Origin of the sequence: Sulfitobacter sp. UBA1132 (assembly GCF_002311545.1) — a bacterium.
Lineage (GTDB): Bacteria > Pseudomonadota > Alphaproteobacteria > Rhodobacterales > Rhodobacteraceae > Sulfitobacter > Sulfitobacter pontiacus.
This window is the reverse complement of the sequence record NZ_DCAN01000002.1, coordinates 13,430-31,517: the sequence shown is the minus strand read 5'-3', so window position 1 is coordinate 31,517 and position 18,088 is coordinate 13,430. Positions and strand designations below refer to the sequence as shown.

At 55.7% G+C, this 18,088-nt stretch carries 15 protein-coding genes and 1 tRNA gene; 14 read left to right on the top strand and 2 right to left on the bottom strand.

Annotated elements, in window-relative coordinates:
- Positions 1–2: 2 nt before the first annotated feature.
- The 8 genes from B4F27_RS00420 to B4F27_RS00385 all read left to right on the top strand — a co-directional run bounded on the left by B4F27_RS00420 (position 3) and on the right by B4F27_RS00385 (position 7,487).
- Positions 3–884 carry a carbon-nitrogen hydrolase family protein gene (locus B4F27_RS00420; RefSeq protein ID WP_005851734.1) on the top strand — a complete coding sequence of 294 codons (882 nt, stop codon included), beginning with the start codon at positions 3–5 and terminating at the stop codon, positions 882–884.
- Positions 885–965: 81 nt separating this feature from the next.
- On the top strand, positions 966–1,184 hold the full coding sequence (gene infA / locus B4F27_RS00415) for a translation initiation factor IF-1 (RefSeq protein ID WP_005851736.1): 219 nt from the start codon (positions 966–968) through the stop codon (positions 1,182–1,184).
- Positions 1,185–1,238: 54 nt separating this feature from the next.
- On the top strand, positions 1,239–1,817 hold the full coding sequence (locus B4F27_RS00410; protein WP_286758573.1) for a Maf family protein: 579 nt from the start codon (positions 1,239–1,241) through the stop codon (positions 1,815–1,817).
- On the top strand, positions 1,814–2,836 hold the full coding sequence (locus B4F27_RS00405) for a ribonuclease E/G (RefSeq protein ID WP_286758572.1): 1,023 nt from the start codon (positions 1,814–1,816) through the stop codon (positions 2,834–2,836). The genes B4F27_RS00410 and B4F27_RS00405 overlap by 4 nt, the downstream gene beginning before the upstream one ends.
- Positions 2,833–3,024: a DNA gyrase inhibitor YacG gene (locus B4F27_RS00400; RefSeq protein WP_037943388.1), complete on the top strand. Its 192-nt coding sequence runs from the start codon at positions 2,833–2,835 to the stop codon at positions 3,022–3,024. Before B4F27_RS00405 ends, B4F27_RS00400 begins: the two co-directional genes overlap by 4 nt.
- Before the next feature lie 102 nt (positions 3,025–3,126).
- Positions 3,127–3,201, top strand: a tRNA-Phe gene (locus tag B4F27_RS00395).
- A gap of 587 nt (positions 3,202–3,788) precedes the next feature.
- A complete protein-coding gene (locus tag B4F27_RS00390) occupies positions 3,789–6,191 on the top strand; it encodes an AAA family ATPase (RefSeq protein ID WP_286758571.1) in 2,403 nt (800 codons plus the stop codon).
- Between the two features lie 6 nt (positions 6,192–6,197).
- Entirely contained in the window at positions 6,198–7,487 is a 1,290-nt protein-coding gene (locus B4F27_RS00385; RefSeq protein WP_286758570.1) for an McrC family protein, read from the top strand.
- A 49-nt stretch (positions 7,488–7,536) separates the two neighbouring features.
- Here the strand turns inward: B4F27_RS00385 and B4F27_RS00380 are convergent, their stop codons facing one another.
- Together B4F27_RS00380 and B4F27_RS17640 are read right to left on the bottom strand one after the other, a co-directional pair.
- Complete coding sequence (locus B4F27_RS00380; RefSeq protein ID WP_286758569.1) at positions 7,537–8,058, bottom strand: hypothetical protein; 522 nt, start codon at positions 8,056–8,058, stop codon at positions 7,537–7,539.
- A 197-nt stretch (positions 8,059–8,255) separates the two neighbouring features.
- Complete coding sequence (locus B4F27_RS17640; protein ID WP_414717679.1) at positions 8,256–8,468, bottom strand: hypothetical protein; 213 nt, start codon at positions 8,466–8,468, stop codon at positions 8,256–8,258.
- A 116-nt stretch (positions 8,469–8,584) separates the two neighbouring features.
- Here B4F27_RS17640 and B4F27_RS17635 point away from each other — a divergent pair, with 116 nt between their 5' ends.
- The 6 genes from B4F27_RS17635 to B4F27_RS00350 all read left to right on the top strand — a co-directional run bounded on the left by B4F27_RS17635 (position 8,585) and on the right by B4F27_RS00350 (position 18,002).
- Positions 8,585–8,785, top strand: a complete 201-nt coding sequence (locus B4F27_RS17635; RefSeq protein WP_414717681.1) for a tyrosine-type recombinase/integrase — start codon at positions 8,585–8,587, stop codon at positions 8,783–8,785.
- A 322-nt stretch (positions 8,786–9,107) separates the two neighbouring features.
- Complete coding sequence (locus tag B4F27_RS00370) at positions 9,108–11,843, top strand: type I restriction-modification system subunit M (protein WP_286758568.1); 2,736 nt, start codon at positions 9,108–9,110, stop codon at positions 11,841–11,843.
- The gene (locus tag B4F27_RS00365) at positions 11,840–13,078 is read left to right on the top strand and encodes a restriction endonuclease subunit S (protein WP_286758567.1); all 1,239 of its coding nucleotides are present in this window, start codon (positions 11,840–11,842) and stop codon (positions 13,076–13,078) included. The genes B4F27_RS00370 and B4F27_RS00365 overlap by 4 nt, the downstream gene beginning before the upstream one ends.
- Positions 13,075–16,185 (top strand): type I restriction endonuclease subunit R, encoded by a 3,111-nt coding sequence (locus tag B4F27_RS00360; protein WP_286758566.1) that lies wholly within the window; start codon positions 13,075–13,077, stop codon positions 16,183–16,185. The genes B4F27_RS00365 and B4F27_RS00360 overlap by 4 nt, the downstream gene beginning before the upstream one ends.
- Positions 16,154–16,903: a M48 family metallopeptidase gene (locus B4F27_RS00355; protein WP_286758565.1), complete on the top strand. Its 750-nt coding sequence runs from the start codon at positions 16,154–16,156 to the stop codon at positions 16,901–16,903. The genes B4F27_RS00360 and B4F27_RS00355 overlap by 32 nt, the downstream gene beginning before the upstream one ends.
- Before the next feature lie 37 nt (positions 16,904–16,940).
- Positions 16,941–18,002 carry a hypothetical protein gene (locus tag B4F27_RS00350; protein ID WP_286758564.1) on the top strand — a complete coding sequence of 354 codons (1,062 nt, stop codon included), beginning with the start codon at positions 16,941–16,943 and terminating at the stop codon, positions 18,000–18,002.
- Positions 18,003–18,088: the final 86 nt, after the last annotated feature.

Below are 18,088 nucleotides of genomic sequence, written 5' to 3'. Positions count from 1 at the left end.
TCATGAAAATCGCAACCGCCGCATACCCGCTGGATGTCCTGACCAGCTGGGCGCAATATGAAGACAAGCTTGCAGGCTGGGTCGCAACGGCGGCCGCCAGCGGGGCGGAGCTGTTGGTTTTTCCCGAATACGGGGCGATGGAGCTTGCGACGCTCGCTGGCCTTGACGTGGCGGGCAATCTTGAGGCGTCGCTGTTTGCTGTCTCGGACCGGTTGGCGGATGCGGATGCGGCGCATCAGAAACTGGCGGCGGAATATGGCGTGCATATCGTTGCGGCATCGGGGCCCGCGGTGACGCCTGCCGCTGCCCGTCCGGTGAACCGCGCACGTCTGATCACCCCTTCAGGTCAAATCGGGGTGCAGGACAAGCAAATCATGACCCGATTCGAACGCGAGGTCTGGGGCGTGGTCGGCGGGGAGCCTCTGCGCATCTTCGAGACCACATTGGGCAAGATCAGCATCCTCATCTGCTACGATAGCGAGTTTCCCCTGCTGGGCCGTGCCCTTGCCGATTGTGACATCATCGCCGTGCCGAGCGTGACGGAGGCGCTGGCAGGCTACTGGCGTGTCCGCATCGGATCCATGGCGCGGGCACTGGAAAATCAATGCGTTACGGCCATGTCATCCTGCATCGGCCCTGCGGATTGGTCAGAGGCGCTTGGCACATCCTACGGGGCGGGCGGCATCTTCTGCCCGCCGGATGTGGGCTTTCCATCCACCGGAGTCCTTGCCGCCGCAGAGATCAACGTGCCCGGCTGGACCTTCGCCGAGGTCGACATCGCCCAGATCAGCCGCGTGCGTGCAGACGGGGTGGTTTTGAACCGAAACCACTGGGAGGATCAGTTCGGGCGTGACGCAACGGCCATAAACGTGCCTTTGATGTGAATACCCCTTGAAAAAAGGGAAAATTGCGCCCATTTAAGCCTGCGTCCTGAAATTGCAGGGCAAAGTGTTCAAGGAGAGACCATGGCCAAGGAAGACACGCTCGAATTCCCCGGTATCGTGAAAGAACTTCTGCCGAACGCGACGTTCCGGGTCGAGCTTGAAAACGGCCATGAGATCATCGCACATACGGCAGGAAAGATGCGCAAGAACCGCATCCGTGTTCTGGCTGGCGATAAGGTACAGGTGGAAATGACCCCCTATGATCTGAGCAAAGGCCGGATCAATTACCGCTTTAAATAATACGCTTTTCCGAGAATCACCTAGTGGTTTTCGGGCAGCGATCTAGGATCGCATATGAGTTTTATCCTCGGATCAGGAAGTCCGCGCCGCAAGGAATTGCTGGCGCAAATCGGCGTTGTGCCTGACGATATTCGCGCGCCCGATATCGACGAAACCCCCCATGCCGCCGAACTGCCGCGCCCCTATTGTGCGCGTATGGCCCGTGAAAAAGCCGCCGCGGTGCAGGCGGGGGCCGATGATATCGTGCTGTGTGCCGATACCACCGTCGCAGTGGGGCGGCGAATCCTGGGCAAGCCTGCGGATGAAGCAGAGACGATCCGTTTCCTGCGCCTCATGTCGGGGCGTCGCCACAAGGTTATAACGGCCGTCGCGGTCAAGCGCGGAGACAAGCTGTGGCAGCGCGATGTGGTCAGCACCGTCCGCATGAAACGACTGTCGGACGCCGAGATCACGGCCTATCTGGCAACCGGTGACTGGCACGGCAAAGCCGGCGGCTATGGTATTCAGGGCCCGGCAGGAGCCCTTATCCCGTGGATCAGCGGATCATTCACCGGCATTGTCGGCCTGCCACTGGCCGAAACCGCAAACCTGCTGCGTGCTGCAGGATATGTTTTCGCAGGAGAGACCTCATGAAGGGCCGTACGATCGTTCTGGACCATTTTGGCGACATCGAAGCCGCCGCGCTGATCGTGGACGGCAAGCTGGATGACCTTCTGATCGACAGCGACGGCCCGCGCCCCGGCACGATCTACCGCGCCATCGCGGATCGTCCGGTCAAGGGGCAGGGGGGGATGTTTTTGAAAACGCCCGACGGCCCTGCGTTTCTGCGCCAGATCAAGGGGCTCGCACCGGGGCAACCCATTCTTGTGCAGGTATCCGGCTATGCTGAACCCGGCAAGGCCGTTCCCGTCACCCAGAAGCTGCTGTTCAAAAGCCGCTATGCCATCGTGACGCCGGGCGCACCCGGCACCAATATCTCGCGCAGTATCCGCGACGAGGAAGAACGGGACCGGCTGCTCGAAATCGCGCACGAAGCGTCCGACGGGGCCGCACATGGCCTGATTCTCCGGTCCTCTTGCGCTGGCGCGGATGCCGATGACATCGCCGATGATATCGACGCGATGCTGGCGCTGGCGGACAAGGTATTGGACGACCCATCCACCGACATGGAGGTCCTGTCCGAGGGCGATGGTCCGCATATTCTGGCCTGGCGCGACTGGGTCGCGCCCGCCGACGTCGTGACCGACCCCGGTGGTTTTGAAACCCATGGCGTGTTGGACACTGTCGACAGCCTCTCGCAGGCGCGCGTCGCGCTTGACGGTGGTGCCTTTATGTTTGTGGAACCTACCCGTGCGTTGGTGGCCGTTGATGTGAACACCGGTGCGGACGTGTCCCTTGCTGCCGGGATCAAAGCGAATATGGCCTGTGCCCGCGCCTTGCCCCGTGCCCTGCGTCTGCGCGGATTGGGCGGGCAGATCACGCTTGACCTTGCGCCCATGCCCAAAAAAGATCGCCGCCCGTTCGAGACCGCGTTGCGCCAGGCCTTCCGCGCCGATGACGTGGAAACGACGCTGGTCGGCTGGACCCCGCTGGGCCACTACGAACTGCAACGCAAACGCGCCCGTATGCCTTTGGCCGAGGTGCTAAAGTGACCTGCCCGATCTGCGACCGTGAAACCTCTCCCAAGTATCGCCCCTTCTGTTCCGGGCGCTGCGCTGACGTGGATCTGGCCAAGTGGCTGAACGGCAGCTACGCGACCCCCAGCCGCGACCCCGAGGATATCGAGGCCGCAATCGAAGCCACCGAGGCCGCTTTGAACGCCCCCGACAAGCCGCATTAGAATTTTCCGAAAAAACCTTTGCCAAACATGGCAAAACCCTCTGGACACCCCCGCCGCAAACTCCTAGAACCCGCACACCCGACCACTACGGTGGTCTCCGGTGCCCGGGTAGCTCAGGGGTAGAGCAGTGGATTGAAAATCCTCGTGTCGGTGGTTCGATTCCGCCCCCGGGCACCATTTCTAAGTTATAATCTCAGTTTTTATGTTAAAAATGCAAGCTAAGCGTGTGTATTTCAAAAACACACCAAACGCACACTTTTTGACGTGTTCGCGGGCCGGTTTGCGCGTGAAACACTGTGTTGAACACAGTGTTTATGTTTGGGTGTGCGAGCAGAGTGTTTAGCTACGCGATGTTCGCCTCAAGCCGCAAGCAGCGCAGGTGCCAACGGCTCATTGCGGCCATTGACCATATGCGCACAGCAATTCGACATGAGGTGCCCACAGCGGCCGCTCGACTTTCACGCGAAGTTGGGCAGGTGACTATATCTTCAACCGGCGTGCCGCAGCATATCCGCCTGCGCAATCTTTAGAGTGCGATACGTTGATTTAGGAAAACTGCACATTGTTGCAGGTGCGCCACGCTTTCCCTAGTCAGATTGGGTGATTTGGCTAAGATATTGAACCCGAACCAAGTAATGGTGGGCGATTAGGCTCAGATGACCATAACTTTGATCTGATAAGAACTTGGGACCATCGACCTAAAACGATCACACTGTCATTTAGGCAATCAGTTATTTCACTTATTTAGGAAGGCATAGCGCAGCATGGCACGATTTAATCCTCACGAAGACAGTGCCGAAGCCGTTTATGAAGCGGCGGCTGAGTGGCGAGATCAATGTCTCCTCTCAGACGCTTCAATATTCGTTGATAGCCGCTCGCTCTGGACCAAGCCTTTGTTCGACGAACTGGATGAGCGTTTTGTCCAAAACCTCGACGCAGGCGAAGGTGACTTCTTCGAAAAACTTGAAGCGCAACTGGCTGAAGGGTCAAGTGAATGCAAACAACTTATGGCAGAGCTGCTGTGGGTAATGCTGTTGTTTGCATCGCGGATTTCACCTCCCAAAAAGCGGCAAGGTATTCAGAAAATCTGGAGTTGGTCAGGTGAACCACTTTCGGAAGATCACCCACAACTCTCTGATGCAGTACTTGGTGGGCTAGGCCACACTGGCACGGCATACAACACTCAGAGGTGGCGAGAGATTGTTTTTGCAATCAACGCATTGAGAGACTTCAAGGTAAAGACCGCTGAGGACCAGCAAGAGCTTGCAAGTAACCCTTGGGCTTTTGCAGATTGGTTGACGTCAGTATCAGATGACGGAAATCGCCAACTGCGCCACATCTTGCCGCACCTGATCTTTCCCGAAACCTTTGAGCGCATCAGCACTGTCCGCGACAAACATTCAATTCTTGCCGCGTTTGAAGACGTGCCAATCAAAGAAGTGCGCAAGCGCGCCCTTGTTGAGATAGACCGCGACTTAAAAGAGCTCCGTGAAAAATTAGAAGCTGATCAGGATGATCCCGTAGATTTTTATTGGGGCCAGATAGTCGAGCATTGGAAACCATCTCCAGACGACAGTGTGACTTTGCCAAAAACGATCATAAAAGACATCGGCAATATAGGGGGAGTGCCCTCAGATTCACTCAACACCATTTTCTATGGGCCGCCAGGCACGGGTAAGACCTTCGAAACCGCTAAACGCGCAGTCTTGATTTGTGATGGTCATGCCCCTGTCGCACGCGAAGATGTGATGCAGAGGTACAATGAACTCTACCGAGAGCGCAGGATCGATTTTGTTACGTTCCATCAAAGCTACAGCTATGAGGAATTCATTGAAGGGTTGCGCCCCGAAACTGACGGGGGAGACGGTGATCACGAAGATCAGCAATCAGCTGGTTTTCGACTAGTCGCAAGACCCGGTGTTTTAAAGCGCATCGCCGAACGCGCAAAACAAAGGCCCGCCAAATCAGAGCATCATTCTGACTATTCCCAACGCCGCATCTTCAAAGTTTCGCTAGGGCAAGCCTCGAACGCCGAGGATGACGACATAAGGACGGAAGCCTATGAGAAAGGTCTTATTTCGCTAGGTTATGGGGGACAGATAGACTGGTCTGACCCGCAATACAGCACTTTCAACGATGTTTACGAAAGATGGCGCGAGCAAGAAGGAGAGCAGGATGCTACGGGTAAAAACCCAAACATCGAAATGCTAAACCAGCTCCGTAACAATATGCGCTCCGGGGACATCGTCATCGCAAGCCAGGGAAACAAGCGAGTGCGCGCCGTCGGCATCGTAACTGGTCCCTACAGGTACGACGCTGATGCTCGGCATCCACATCGCAGAAACGTTGAGTGGCGTTGGCAAGCGGACGACGAAAACGGAATTGAAGTGGGCGACATCTACGGCGGCAACTTCTCTCAAGTGTCGATTTATCAGCTACTTCATAGGAAGGTTAACTGGGACAATCTGTTGGCTTACATCGAACCAGCAGCAGCAGACGCCCCTCACCCAGCTCACGTGCTCATCATTGATGAAATCAACCGTGCGAATATCTCAAAGGTAATGGGTGAACTGATCACTTTGCTTGAAGAAGACAAGCGCGACGGTGCAGTTAATAAGCTGACGGTAACCCTACCATACTCTGGAGAAAGCTTCTCGCTGCCAGGCAATCTCCATATTGTTGGAACGATGAATACTGCTGACCGCTCGATTGCGATGCTTGATACAGCATTGCGTCGTCGTTTTCGGTTCGAAGAACTAGCTCCAAAACCGGACCGCCTGAGCAAACATGTTGTTGATGGAATTGGTTTGGACAGTGTCTTAGAGGCGATAAACGAACGCCTTGAGTGGTACATAGGAGCGGATCATCTGATCGGTCATGGATATTTGATGACTGTAAGAAATTTGGAGATGCTTGACGACATCATAGCCAACAAAATTGTTCCTCTTCTTCGTGAGTACTTCCATGAGGACCTTGGCCGCGTGCGTGCTATCCTTGGTGGAGGAGATGCCTTCTTGAAGCGAGAGCGCATTCCGAAACCGCCAGGTATCGATGGTGGCTATGAGGATGACCGCTTTAGATATGTCGACAACTATCTAATCAACGGTGAGTATGGACGCGAAGCGTACGACCAGCTTTTAGGTTTGACACCCAAGCAGACTAGTTGAGCTGCAATGATCATTCAGCAGCGAAACCAAGAGGAATTAGTCCTAAGCGAATGGGGGTTCTTACCTGTTGATCAGACCAACCTGCGTGATGACGAGGCAAACGGTCTGTTCAGAGCTGCAGAGCATGCGGCTCGCGAACTGAAGTTGCCAGAAGGTGCGGTCCTCAATCGCGTCGTTGGTGGCTTGAGAGCTGGGCAAGTTTGCGGCGTCATAAGCCATCGAGGGCGTTCACTTGAAATACTTCCAAAGATTGATGGAACCGGCACAGAAAGTCGTCTTAGTCTGGTCCGGATGTTGTCAGTTGCTTACGATCTTCGGGTCTCAGAAGGTGAACTGGCGCAACTACAGACTCAACGTAAGACACTGTTAGAGCTATTGATTGGCCTTTTTGCCCGCCGACTGTCTCATGCCATGAAGGGTGGGCTTCAAAGGCAGTATATTCCTCATGAAGAGGATCTGCCCTTTTTGCGTGGATCATTGGATATTGCACGACAACTCTCGAGACGGCCAGTTGCTCCAACACTACTGATGTGTCGTTTCGATGAGCTGTCAGAAAACACACCGATCAATCGCCTGCTCAAAGCTACGGCTCTTCGTCTGTTCCGGGTATGCAAAAGTTCCAACACACGGCGAGAGCTACAGATTATTCTGGATGCTTTTCACAGCATCGCACATACGAACAACCCGCTTTCCGAACGGATACACTTAGACCGCAGCGCAGCAGCATTTTCAGCTTTGATACCGTTGGCGCGTTTACTGCTAAGCGGCGATTGGCAAAATACGACAAGTGGGAGAAGTGCAGGCACGGCCCTGCTCTTTCCGATGAACATTCTTTTCGAACAGTACATCACCAAACGCGCGCAACAGACGGTTGGTCGAGAAATCGTTAGAAAGCAGCATTCTAAGCATCACGCACTTAAGAACCAGCTGTTCCAGCTCAGACCCGACTTAGTCTTCGAGTATGGCGACCGACCGATTATCCTTGATACCAAATGGAAGCAGCTCGATCGGACAGACCCAAAAAGATTAGGTGTTTCTCAATCTGATATTTACCAGATGCTGGCCTATGGCCACAGCTACACCACTGCTCAGCAAAAACCGCGACTTGTCCTACTATATCCCCACCACGCCGATTTGAGTGCGCCGGAAGGCGTGCTACGACAATGGAGCGTTACAGGGTCTGACTTGCCATTGAGCATAGCTACGGTTGATATATCCAAAGACCGGTCTGGATCAGATTGGGTGGAATTCTTTAGCAACGTTGCGCCAAACCGCAAGCCCGTAGTCTTTGAGTAAGCCACTTTCCGTTCGAGAGAGCGACGTAGCTTTGACGTCAAAGGTCGGTCTAGTGTAGGTCGTCCTTATTCTTAGAAAGGGACCTAGCCAGTGCGCCGGTAAGCATGTCAACTATACCGGCTGCCGTCTTCAACATGGGCTCTCCGTGGTATTTGGCCTTCAAACTTAGCATGAAGTTTGTAGAGGCATTTATTTCATCAGACGAGGGCTTCTCAGGGTCCATGGATAGAAGCTCTAGGCGCTTTAGCCTTATTTCCTCGGAAAGCCTGACGAAACCTATGTAGACATCCGCGGCGTGGCCCGCGATGTCATCGTCGTCTTCAATGATTTTGCGTGTGATTTCATCACCAGCAAGAAAGTCGGCGTCACAGAAGTTGGTTGCGGCCGCCATTTTTGTCCCGAGTTTCGAGCCGCGCATTTCACCGGCGATCTCGGCCTCATGAAATAGGTGGTCATGCGCCAAGCCTACTGCCTTATGAACTTCGGAGAATTGATACCCAAAGGCAGCCATTTGAACTCTGATTAAGGTGTCTTCAGTTGGATCAGCTTCGGCATCTGAAATGAGCGCCATGGCGAGGTCTTTAATTCGCAATGCGGACCAAACCAACGCCTCCGCTGAAGACCTTGAAGCCGACACCGGTGCGAGCTAACCGAGTGGGTGAGGTTCTTCGCAAGATGTTCAGTCTGGCGGTAACGTGGAAAATTCGCGCCGACAATCCCGCCGCCAGTTTCCGCAAGCGCCCCGAAACGGAACTTGAGCGGTTCCTGTCATTCGAGGAAGTACAGCGCCTCGCAGAGGCCCTCTGCGCCGATCCAGACCAGCGTGCCGCCGGGTTTATCCGCCTTTTCATGCTGACCGGCACCCGCTGTGGCGAGGCCCGCACGGCCACCTTCGATCAATTCAACCTCGATCTGGTAATCTGGACCAAGCAGGCGGCCGATACCGAGCAGCGCAGCGTCCACCGCGTGCCAATCTCGCATGAGGCTGTCGCACTGATCCGTTTGCGCAGGGACGCGGTGCCCAATGGCTGCCCTTTCCTGTCCCCGGCGATGAGCCGGGCTAGCTAGTGGTCGATCTCAAGTGCTTCTGGGAGTGGATGCGCGTGCAGGCCGACATCCCCGACGTACGCATACACGACCTGCGCCACACCTTCGCCTCGCTACTAGTATCGGGCGGCGCATCGCCGGAAATGATCGGACGTCTCCTGGGGCACACCCAGATTGGGACAATCCAGCGCTATGCCCACCTGATCGATTTGCCTTGCGGGCAGGGGTGGATGCAGTCGGGGAGATGCTGAAGCCGCGTTTGAAGTTGGTAGGTGGTCACGACCGAACGGGCCAGAGTGGTCTTGGAGCTACTTTAACGTTCGGGATCTCTTGCACAACGGGCCAAACTGACCGCAAATAGGCCAAGGTCGTGGTATGGCGTTGCCAATCCGCGCCGCCGTATGTTTGTGCGGTCGTTTGAATGGCTTGGCGGAAACCCTTCTTCTCGTTACTGAGTAATCAATTGGGCAGAGCCAGAACATTTGCAGCGATCACTTTTAATGGTTGAAACCAATCAAAGCGCAATTGACCGTGTATTCGGCACAATTTGCCAAATAATAATTTGGGGGTCTCGTGGCAGTTAAGAAATCTGAAATCTACAGTTCTCTCTGGGCAAGCTGCGATGCGCTCCGAGGCGGCATGGATGCTTCGCAATACAAGGATTATGTCCTCGTTTTGCTGTTCGTAAAATACGTTTCCGATAAATATGCGGGTGATCCAGATGGCTTGATCGAGATCCCTGAGGGCGGCAGTTTTGCCGACATGGTCGCTTTGAAAGGCGACAAGGAGATCGGCGATAAGATCAATGTTATCATCTCAAGGCTGGCCGAGGCGAATGATCTCAAAGGCGTCATCGACGTCGCTGACTTCAACGAGGAAGAAAAGCTTGGTACCGGCAAGGAAATGGTCGATCGCCTCTCGAATCTGATCGCGATTTTCAATCGGCCAGAACTTGATTTCCGCAACAATCGCGCCGAGGGCGACGATATCCTTGGTGATGCCTACGAATATCTGATGCGTCACTTCGCTACAGAGTCAGGCAAGAGCAAAGGCCAGTTCTACACGCCGTCAGAGGTGTCGCGGATCATGGCCAAGGCGATCGGCATCAGCGCGTCTAGCCGAGCCGACCAGACGATCTATGATCCGACCTGCGGTTCTGGCTCTTTGCTGCTCAAGGCGCGGGATGAAGCGCCCGCTGGCATTACGATCTATGGTCAGGAAAAGGACGTGGCCACCCGGGCGTTGGCAAAAATGAACATGGTGCTGCACGATTGCCCGACAGCGGAAATCTGGCGTGACAACACCCTCGCCAGCCCGCATTTCAAGAATAGCAATGGCGGGCTTAAGACGTTTGATTTCGTCGTCGCCAACCCGCCATTTTCGGACAAGGCATGGGGCACCGGGCTTGATCCGGTCAATGACCAGTACGATCGCTTCGATTATGGCGTGCCGCCAGCCAAAAACGGCGACTACGCTTATTTCCTGCACATCATCGCCTCGTTGAAGACTACCGGCAAGGGTGCTGTTATTCTGCCGCACGGGGTGCTGTTCCGCGGCAATGCCGAAAGCGACATCCGCGAGAAGATCATCCGCAAGGGCTATATCAAGGGCATCATCGGCCTGCCTGCTAACCTGTTCTACGGCACAGGTATTCCCGCCTGCATCATCGTTATCGACAAGGAAAACGCGCAGGCCCGCACCGGTATATTTATGGTCGACGCCTCCAAGGGCTTTGTGAAGGACGGCAATAAGAACCGCCTGCGCAGTCAGGACCTGCATAAGATTGTCGACGCTTTCACCAAGCAGGTCGAGATCGACAAATACTCTCGCATGGTGCCACTGGCCGAGATTGAAAAGCACGGCTTCAACCTCAATATCCCGCGCTACATCGACAGCTCCGAACCCGAAGACCTGCAGGATATCGAGGCGCATCTGAAGGGTGGCATTCCCGTCGGCGACGTCGACGCGCTGGCTGAGTTCTGGCAGGTCCTGCCCGCTGTGCGCAATACGCTGTTTGGGCCGGGCGACCGCGAGGGCTATCTGACGCCCTTGGTTAACGCGTCAGGCGTGAAATTCGCTATCCTTGACCATTCCGAATTCACCAACTTCACCGACCGGGTGACGGCAGTGTTCGATGACTGGCGCGCGGCGCATATCGACCGGCTGCGGGGAATCGCCGTCGGCGACAAGCCAAAAGTGCTGATCGCCGAGATATCTGAGGATCTGCTGAACCGTTTTAAACACGTGGCGCTGATCGATGGCTATGACGTCTATCAGCACCTTATGACCTATTGGGCTGAGGTCATGCAGGACGACACCTATGTACTGGTGCAGGATGGCTGGGCGGCGGGCAAAGTGATCCGCGAACTGGTCAGGAACGCTGACGGCAAATACTCCGAAACACCGGACATCAAGATTGGGAAGCGCCACCTGAAAGCCGAACTGATCCCGCCCGCGCTGATCGTGGCGCGGTTCTTTGCGGCAGAACAGGCCGAGGTTGATCGTCTCACTGAGGTGCTTGAGCAGGCCGAGGCCGCCGTAACAGAGCTTCAGGAAACACATGGCGGCGAAGGCGACGCGCTTTTCGGTGTGGAGAAAAAGAACGAGGCGCTGGCGGCTTGGGCCGATGCTTTTGACACGGTCTGGAACCAGCGTGACCCAGCCAGTCTGCGGCAATATCGCAAGTGCATTGAAAACGCCGAGCGGCTGGTCGCTGATATCGACGATCTGACGTATCGGCCTGTCTTTGGGCCTTTGAAGAACGCCAAGGGAAAGCTAACGTTGGGCGCGATCAAGGACCAGATCAAGCAGACGAACACGCACGAGGATCAGGCCACCCTTGAGAAATACCTAGAGCGTGACAAGCTGCTGAAAGCGCATCGCAAATCGACCAAGGAAACCCGCGAGGCGGCAGAAACCAAACTGTTGCAGCAGATGGAGAACGAGCCAGACAGCGAGGACTTTGCCGACCTTCGGATCATCCGGTGCTATCTGGACGGACTGGAACTGGCTGCCACCGCCAAAGCGGAGAAGACAGAGCGGCAAGCGGCACTGGATGCCATGGTTGTGGCGCAATATGCCAAGTTGTCCGAGGCCGAGGTGAAGGTGCTGCTGGTCGAGGATAAGTGGCTGGCGCAGGTGCTGGCCGAGGTGCTGGCCGAGGTGGACCGCGTGTCTCAGGCGCTGGCGGGGCGGGTCACGGTGCTGGCGGAACGCTATGCAACCCCGCTGCCAAAGCTGGCCGAGGATCTAGACGTGCTGAGCGCCCGGGTGGCGGCGCATCTGAAACGGATGGGGTTTGCGGCGTGACGATACAGGGCGAGATCAGGCCGGGGTACAAGCAGACCGACGTGGGGGTGTTTCCGAAGGATTGGGACGTTGTTCACCTTGGCGAAATCGGAAGCTTTTCCAAGGGCCAAGGCATTCGAAAGGATCAGGCTAACAGCGGCAGCGTTCCGTGTGTCAGGTATGGCGAAATCTACACTTTCCATCACGAGATCATTCGAGAATTTCGCAGCCATATCTCCCCGGACATCGCAAAGACCAGCAAGAAGCTGAAGGTAGGTGATATTCTTTTCGCAGGGTCTGGAGAGACAAAGGCGGAAATCGGGAAGTGTGTCGCATTCCTCGACAACATCGAGACATTTGCGGGTGGCGATATTGTCATCCTCTCGCCAACACGTGGCGACTCCCGCTTGCTTGGCTACCTTCTAAATACTCCTGCAGTTGCGCGGCAAAAGGCCAGCAAAGGGCAAGGCGACGCCGTCGTGCACATCAGCGCTACTGCGCTTTCTACGCTTGTCTTTGCGCTTCCCTCCAGCGAAAAAGAACAACGCGCCATTGCGGCGGCGTTGGCGGATGCGGATGCGTTCATTGCGGCGTTGGAGGGGATGATCGCCAAGAAGCGCGACCTCAAGCAGGCCGCCATGCAACACCTCCTCACCGGCAAAACCCGCCTGCCGGGCTTCTCGGGGGAGTGGGAGGTGAAGCGGTTGGGGGAGGTTGCAGCTATTCGCAACCACAAGATCAACACCTTTGGCGCTGACGCAGCAGCGTTCTGCGTGGAGCTTGAGCAGGTAGGCCAGAATACTGGTCAGATCGACGGCCATTCCGATGCGCGCAGCCGCCGATCCGTAAAATATCTATTCCAGAAAGGCGATGTGCTATTTGGGCGATTGCGGCCATACCTGCGCAAGTTTTGGTGGGCAAACCGCGATGGCGTTTGCTCAACTGAAATCTGGCCCTTAATCCCGATCGGCGATCGCCTGGTGTCTGGTTTCTTGTTCCAAACCCTTCAGACGGATGCCTTCATCGAAGCCGCTAACTCTTCTTACGGCACACATATGCCGCGGTCGGATTGGAAGGCGCTGACGAAGTTCGAATTCAACCTACCCACCGATCCGAACGAACAAACCGCCATCGCCGAAGTTCTCTCCGACATGGACGCCGACCTTGCGGCGTTGGAGGCGCAGGCCGCCAAGGCCCGTGCGGTCAAGCAGGGGGTTATGCAGGAATTGCTGACAGGAAAGGTGCGGTTGGTATGAGTATAGTCGGCCAGATTGAAAAGAAGACGCAAGTACGGGTGGTCCAACTGTTTCGGGACCAGCTTGGCTATGACTACCTTGGCAACTGGATCGACCGCGCGGGCAACAGCAACATCGAAGAGGATTATCTGCGCCCGCATCTTGCGGCCAAAGGTTACGCCCCCGCCCTGATCACCAAGGCCATCGCGCATCTGACCAAGGTCGCCACCGACCAGTCCCGCAGCCTGTATGACATCAACCGCGATGTTTATGACCTGCTGCGCTATGGCGTGAAGGTAAAGGCCGACGTGGGCGAGCAGACCCAGACCGTCTGGCTGATCGACTGGGCGAACCCCGCTGCCAACCATTTCGCCATCGCCGAAGAGGTGGCCGTGAAGGCCGCAACATCGGACGGCAAGACATTCGGCAAGCGCCCCGATGTGGTGATCTATGTGAACGGCATCGCACTTGGCGTGCTGGAGCTGAAACGCTCGACCGTGTCGGTATCCGAAGGCATCCGCCAAAACCTCGACAACCAGAAACCGATGTTTAGCCAGCGGTTCTTTACCACCATGCAGATGATCATGGCGGGCAATGACACCGAGGGCCTGCGCTATGGCGTGATCGAAAGCAAAGAGAAATACTGGCTGAACTGGCGCGAAGAAAACCCCGCCTATCGCGACGGGATCGATGCCCGCGATACGCGATATCTGGGGGACGCGCCGGGTCTGGGGCTGCTGGACACAGCCCTGCTGCGGCTTTGCGCCAAGGACCGGTTTCTGGAGATGATCCACAACTTTCTGGTCTATGACGCGGGCGCGAAAAAGACCTGCCGCCACAACCAGTATTTCGGCGTGCGCGCGGCGCAGGACCAGATCAGGCGGCGCGAGGGCGGGATCATCTGGCACACCCAAGGATCGGGCAAGAGCCTGACGATGGTGTGGCTGGCCAAGTGGATACGCGAAAACGTCAAGGGGTCGCGGGTGCTGGTGATCACCGACCGAACCGAATTGGACGAGCAGATCGAGAAGGTGTTCAAGGGCGTCAACGAGGACATCCAGCGCAGCAAGAGCGGCGCGGACCTGATCGCGCAGCTGAATGCCGAGGCACCGTGGCTTTTGTGTTCGCTGATCCACAAGTTCGGTGGCAAGGACGAAACCGACGCCGATGTCGGCAGCTACATCGAGGAGATGCGCGCCGCGCTGCCGCATGATTTTCGCGCCAAGGGCGATCTGTATGTGTTCGTGGATGAATGCCACCGCTCGCAAAGCGGCGATCTGCACAAGGCAATGAAGGCGATCCTGCCGAATGCGATGTTCATCGGTTTCACCGGCACGCCGCTGTTGAAAGAGGACAAGCAGACCAGCCTTGAGGTGTTCGGCCCCTATATCCACACCTATAAGTTCAACGAGGCGGTCGCCGACGGCGTCGTGCTCGACCTGCGCTATGAGGCGCGCGATATCGATCAAAACATCACGTCGCAGGACAAGATCGACAAGTGGTTCGAGATCAAGACGCAAGGGCTGAACGATCTGGCCAAGGCGCAGCTGAAGGCCCGTTGGGGAACCATGCAGAAGGTGATGTCGAGCCAGTCGCGTCTTGAGAAGATTGTTTCTGATATTCTGATGGACATGGAGCTGAAAGACCGGCTGAAGAGCGGCCATGGAAATGCGATGCTGGTGTCGTCGAGTATCTATCAGGCGTGCAAGTTCTATGAGTTGTTCGACAAGACCGATCTGGCGGGAAAATGCGCGATCGTCACGTCATACAAGCCGACAGCGAGCGATATCAAAGGCGAGGAAAGTGGTGAGGGCCTGACCGAACGGCTGCGGCAATACGACATTTACATAAAGATGTTGGGCGGTATGGAGGCCGAGGCCTTCGAGAAGCAGGCCAAGAAGAAGTTTATCGACGCGCCTGCGCAGATGAAGCTGCTAATCGTCGTGGACAAGCTGTTGACTGGGTTCGATGCGCCGTCGGCTACGTACCTCTACATCGACAAGAAAATGCAGGATCACGGGTTATTCCAGGCGATTTGCCGGGTCAACCGTTTGGACGGTGACGATAAGGAGTACGGCTACATCATCGATTACAAGGACCTGTTCAAGAGTCTAGAGACATCGATCCAGGATTACACGACCGAGGCTTTTGATGGATACGACAAAGAGGATGTGGCGGATCTGCTCACCGATCGCCTTAAGATGGGTCAGACCCGTTTGAATGATGCGCTGGAAGCCGTCCGAGCACTGTGCGAGCCCGTTGAGGCCCCTCGGGATACCCACGCGTATTTGCAGTTTTTCTGCGCCAAGGACACCGGGGACAAAGATGCCCTGAAGGAGAATGAGCCGAAGCGCCTTGCCCTTTATCGGCTGGTTGCATCGCTTTTGCGCGCCTATGCTGAGATCGCAAATGAAATGGGTGAGGCTGGCTATTCTGACAGCGAATCGGCTGCCATAAAGGCCGATGTTGATCACTTCGAAAAGGTCCGCAACGAGGTGAAGCTCGCCAGCGGCGACTACATCGATCTAAAGATGTACGAGCCTGCAATGCGGCACTTGATCGACGCCTATATTCGCGCAGAGGAAAGCGAAACTATTTCCAAGTTTGATGACATGTCGCTGGTTCAGCTGATCGTGGAGCGCGGTGTCGATGCAGTGGAGGCTTTGCCCGGGGGCATACGTAAGAACAAGGAGGCGGTCGCCGAAACCATTGAAAACAACGTGCGCAAGGTGATTATCGACGAGACACCTATCAATCCGAAATACTATGAAAAGATGTCGGACCTCTTGGATGCATTGATCGCACAACGGAAGACTGACGCGATCGACTACGAGGCATATCTTGCAAAGATCGTTGAGTTAACCAAACAGGCAAAGAGCCCTGAGACGACAACCTCATACCCGGCGTCGGTCGACACTCCGGCAAAAAGAGCCTTATTCGATAACCTCGATGAAAATGAGGAATTGGCTATAGCGGTCGACGCGGCCATTAGGGCGACCAAGAAAGACGCCTGGCGCGGCAACCGGTTTAAGGAAAAAGAAGTACGTAACGCCATCAAGGCAAATATCGCTGACCCTGCTTTGGTCGACCTGATCTTTGACCTGGTTCGAAATCAGCATGAATATTGATGGGCACCAGATTACGGTTGGCGGAATTGAAGTCGATATTGTCCGAAAGCCGATCAAGAACCTTCACCTTGGCGTTTACCCTCCGAATGGGCGCGTGCGGGTCGCTGCTCCGGTAGGCGTGAACGATGAGGCTGTGCGTCTCGCGGTTGTGACGCGCATGGGATGGATCAAACGCCAGCAGGCAAAGTTCGATACCCAGCCCCGGCAAACCGAGCGATCCTTTGTATCTGGCGAGAGCCATTTCTTTTTCGGTCAACGCTATCGCCTAAATATAATCGAGGGTGGCCGTGCCGGTCGTGTTCACATCCGCAACAGCCGGACGTTAGACTTACATGTTAAGGTGGGCGGGGATCAGGCAACGCGAGAAAGAGTGTTCCAAGGCTGGTATCGCCACGAGCTAAAGGCGCGCGCGGCCCCGTTGTTGGCATCTTGGGCGGAATCGTTCGGCATTGGTCTTCCAAAATGGGGGATCAAACGCATGAAAACCAAATGGGGCACCTGCAACATCGAGGCGAAGCGAATTTGGCTGAACCTTGAACTTGTGAAAAAGCCGCCGCAGTGTCTGGAATACGTCATTGTGCATGAGTTGGCGCATTTCTTTGAGCGAAACCATTCGGATCGGTTTGTGGCTCTGCTTGATCAGAAGTTGCCTCAATGGCGCCTGGTCAGGGATGAGCTGAACTCGGCGCCGCTCGCCCATGAGGAGTGGAGGGAATGAGCGTTAGGGCCTCAACGGAAAGCAGCTATTTTCCGCCATGACTGAACCCGTCGCATCTTTTTCTAGGACGATTGGCATCGATTACTCCGGTGCCGAGACCGCAAATTCGAGCCTCAAGGGACTGCGTGTCTATATTGCAATGGGGAACGAAGCCCCGGCCGAGGTGCTACCGCCGCCATCGCCGAAGAAATACTGGACACGGCGCGGTATTGCTGAATGGCTGGTGGAGCGTCTTGCAGAAGATATTCCGACTGTTGTCGGGATTGATCACGGTTTTTCGTTCCCGCTGCGCTATTTCGAGGTTTACGGTCTTGAACCAGATTGGCCGGGCTTTCTCGAAGATTTTCAGCGGCACTGGCCAACTGATTCTGATCACACATACGTCGACTTCGTGCGCAATGGGTCTGTCGGCAATGGAGCTACACGGGAGGGAAGCTCGCGCTGGCGTCGCTTGACTGAAGAGCGCTCGCCGGGTGCGAAATCTGTTTTCCAATTCGATGTACAAGGATCAGTTGCGAAATCAACTCATGCAGGCATTCCGTGGCTACGTTTTATCCGCCAAGCGCTGGGCGACCGGGTGCACTTCTGGCCGTTTGACGGCTGGGAAATCCCGGGTGGCAAGTCGGTGGTCCTTGAAGCCTATCCCAAGCTCTGGAGTTCAGCGTTTCCAGCCGAGGATCGAACCGCCGACCAGCATGATGCTTACAGCATTGCTGCCTGGCTTGCGCAGGCAGGTGTCGACGGCAGTTTGATGGAGACATTGCAGCCGAAGCTGACTGCCTCAGAGGCCGCAGTGGCGCAGGTGGAAGGATGGATTCTTGGAGTGCTTTGCGAAGCGCCGCGAAAGGAAAAGCCGCCTGCTAAGCAATCCACTGGCCGGGCTCCGCGTTCAGATCGAAAGACAACTACGCCCGGATATGTGAATCGAAACGGACAGGAAGTCCTTCGTGGCACGGATATTCCCGGAAACGATCACAATCAGGTTGTCTATGTGATGAGGTGCAAGGCCTGTGACAACCGATATGGTGCAAACGGATCAGACATATGGCAACGACGCTGTCCTGCTTGCGAAGGTGGCGCTTCTGGGCTTGGGTTTTGAGGTGACACGTTGTTCCGATTTGGGACATTCAGGTTTTCAGAAGGGTTAACAATAGGTCAACCTGTCTAACCACTCTATGTCCGTTT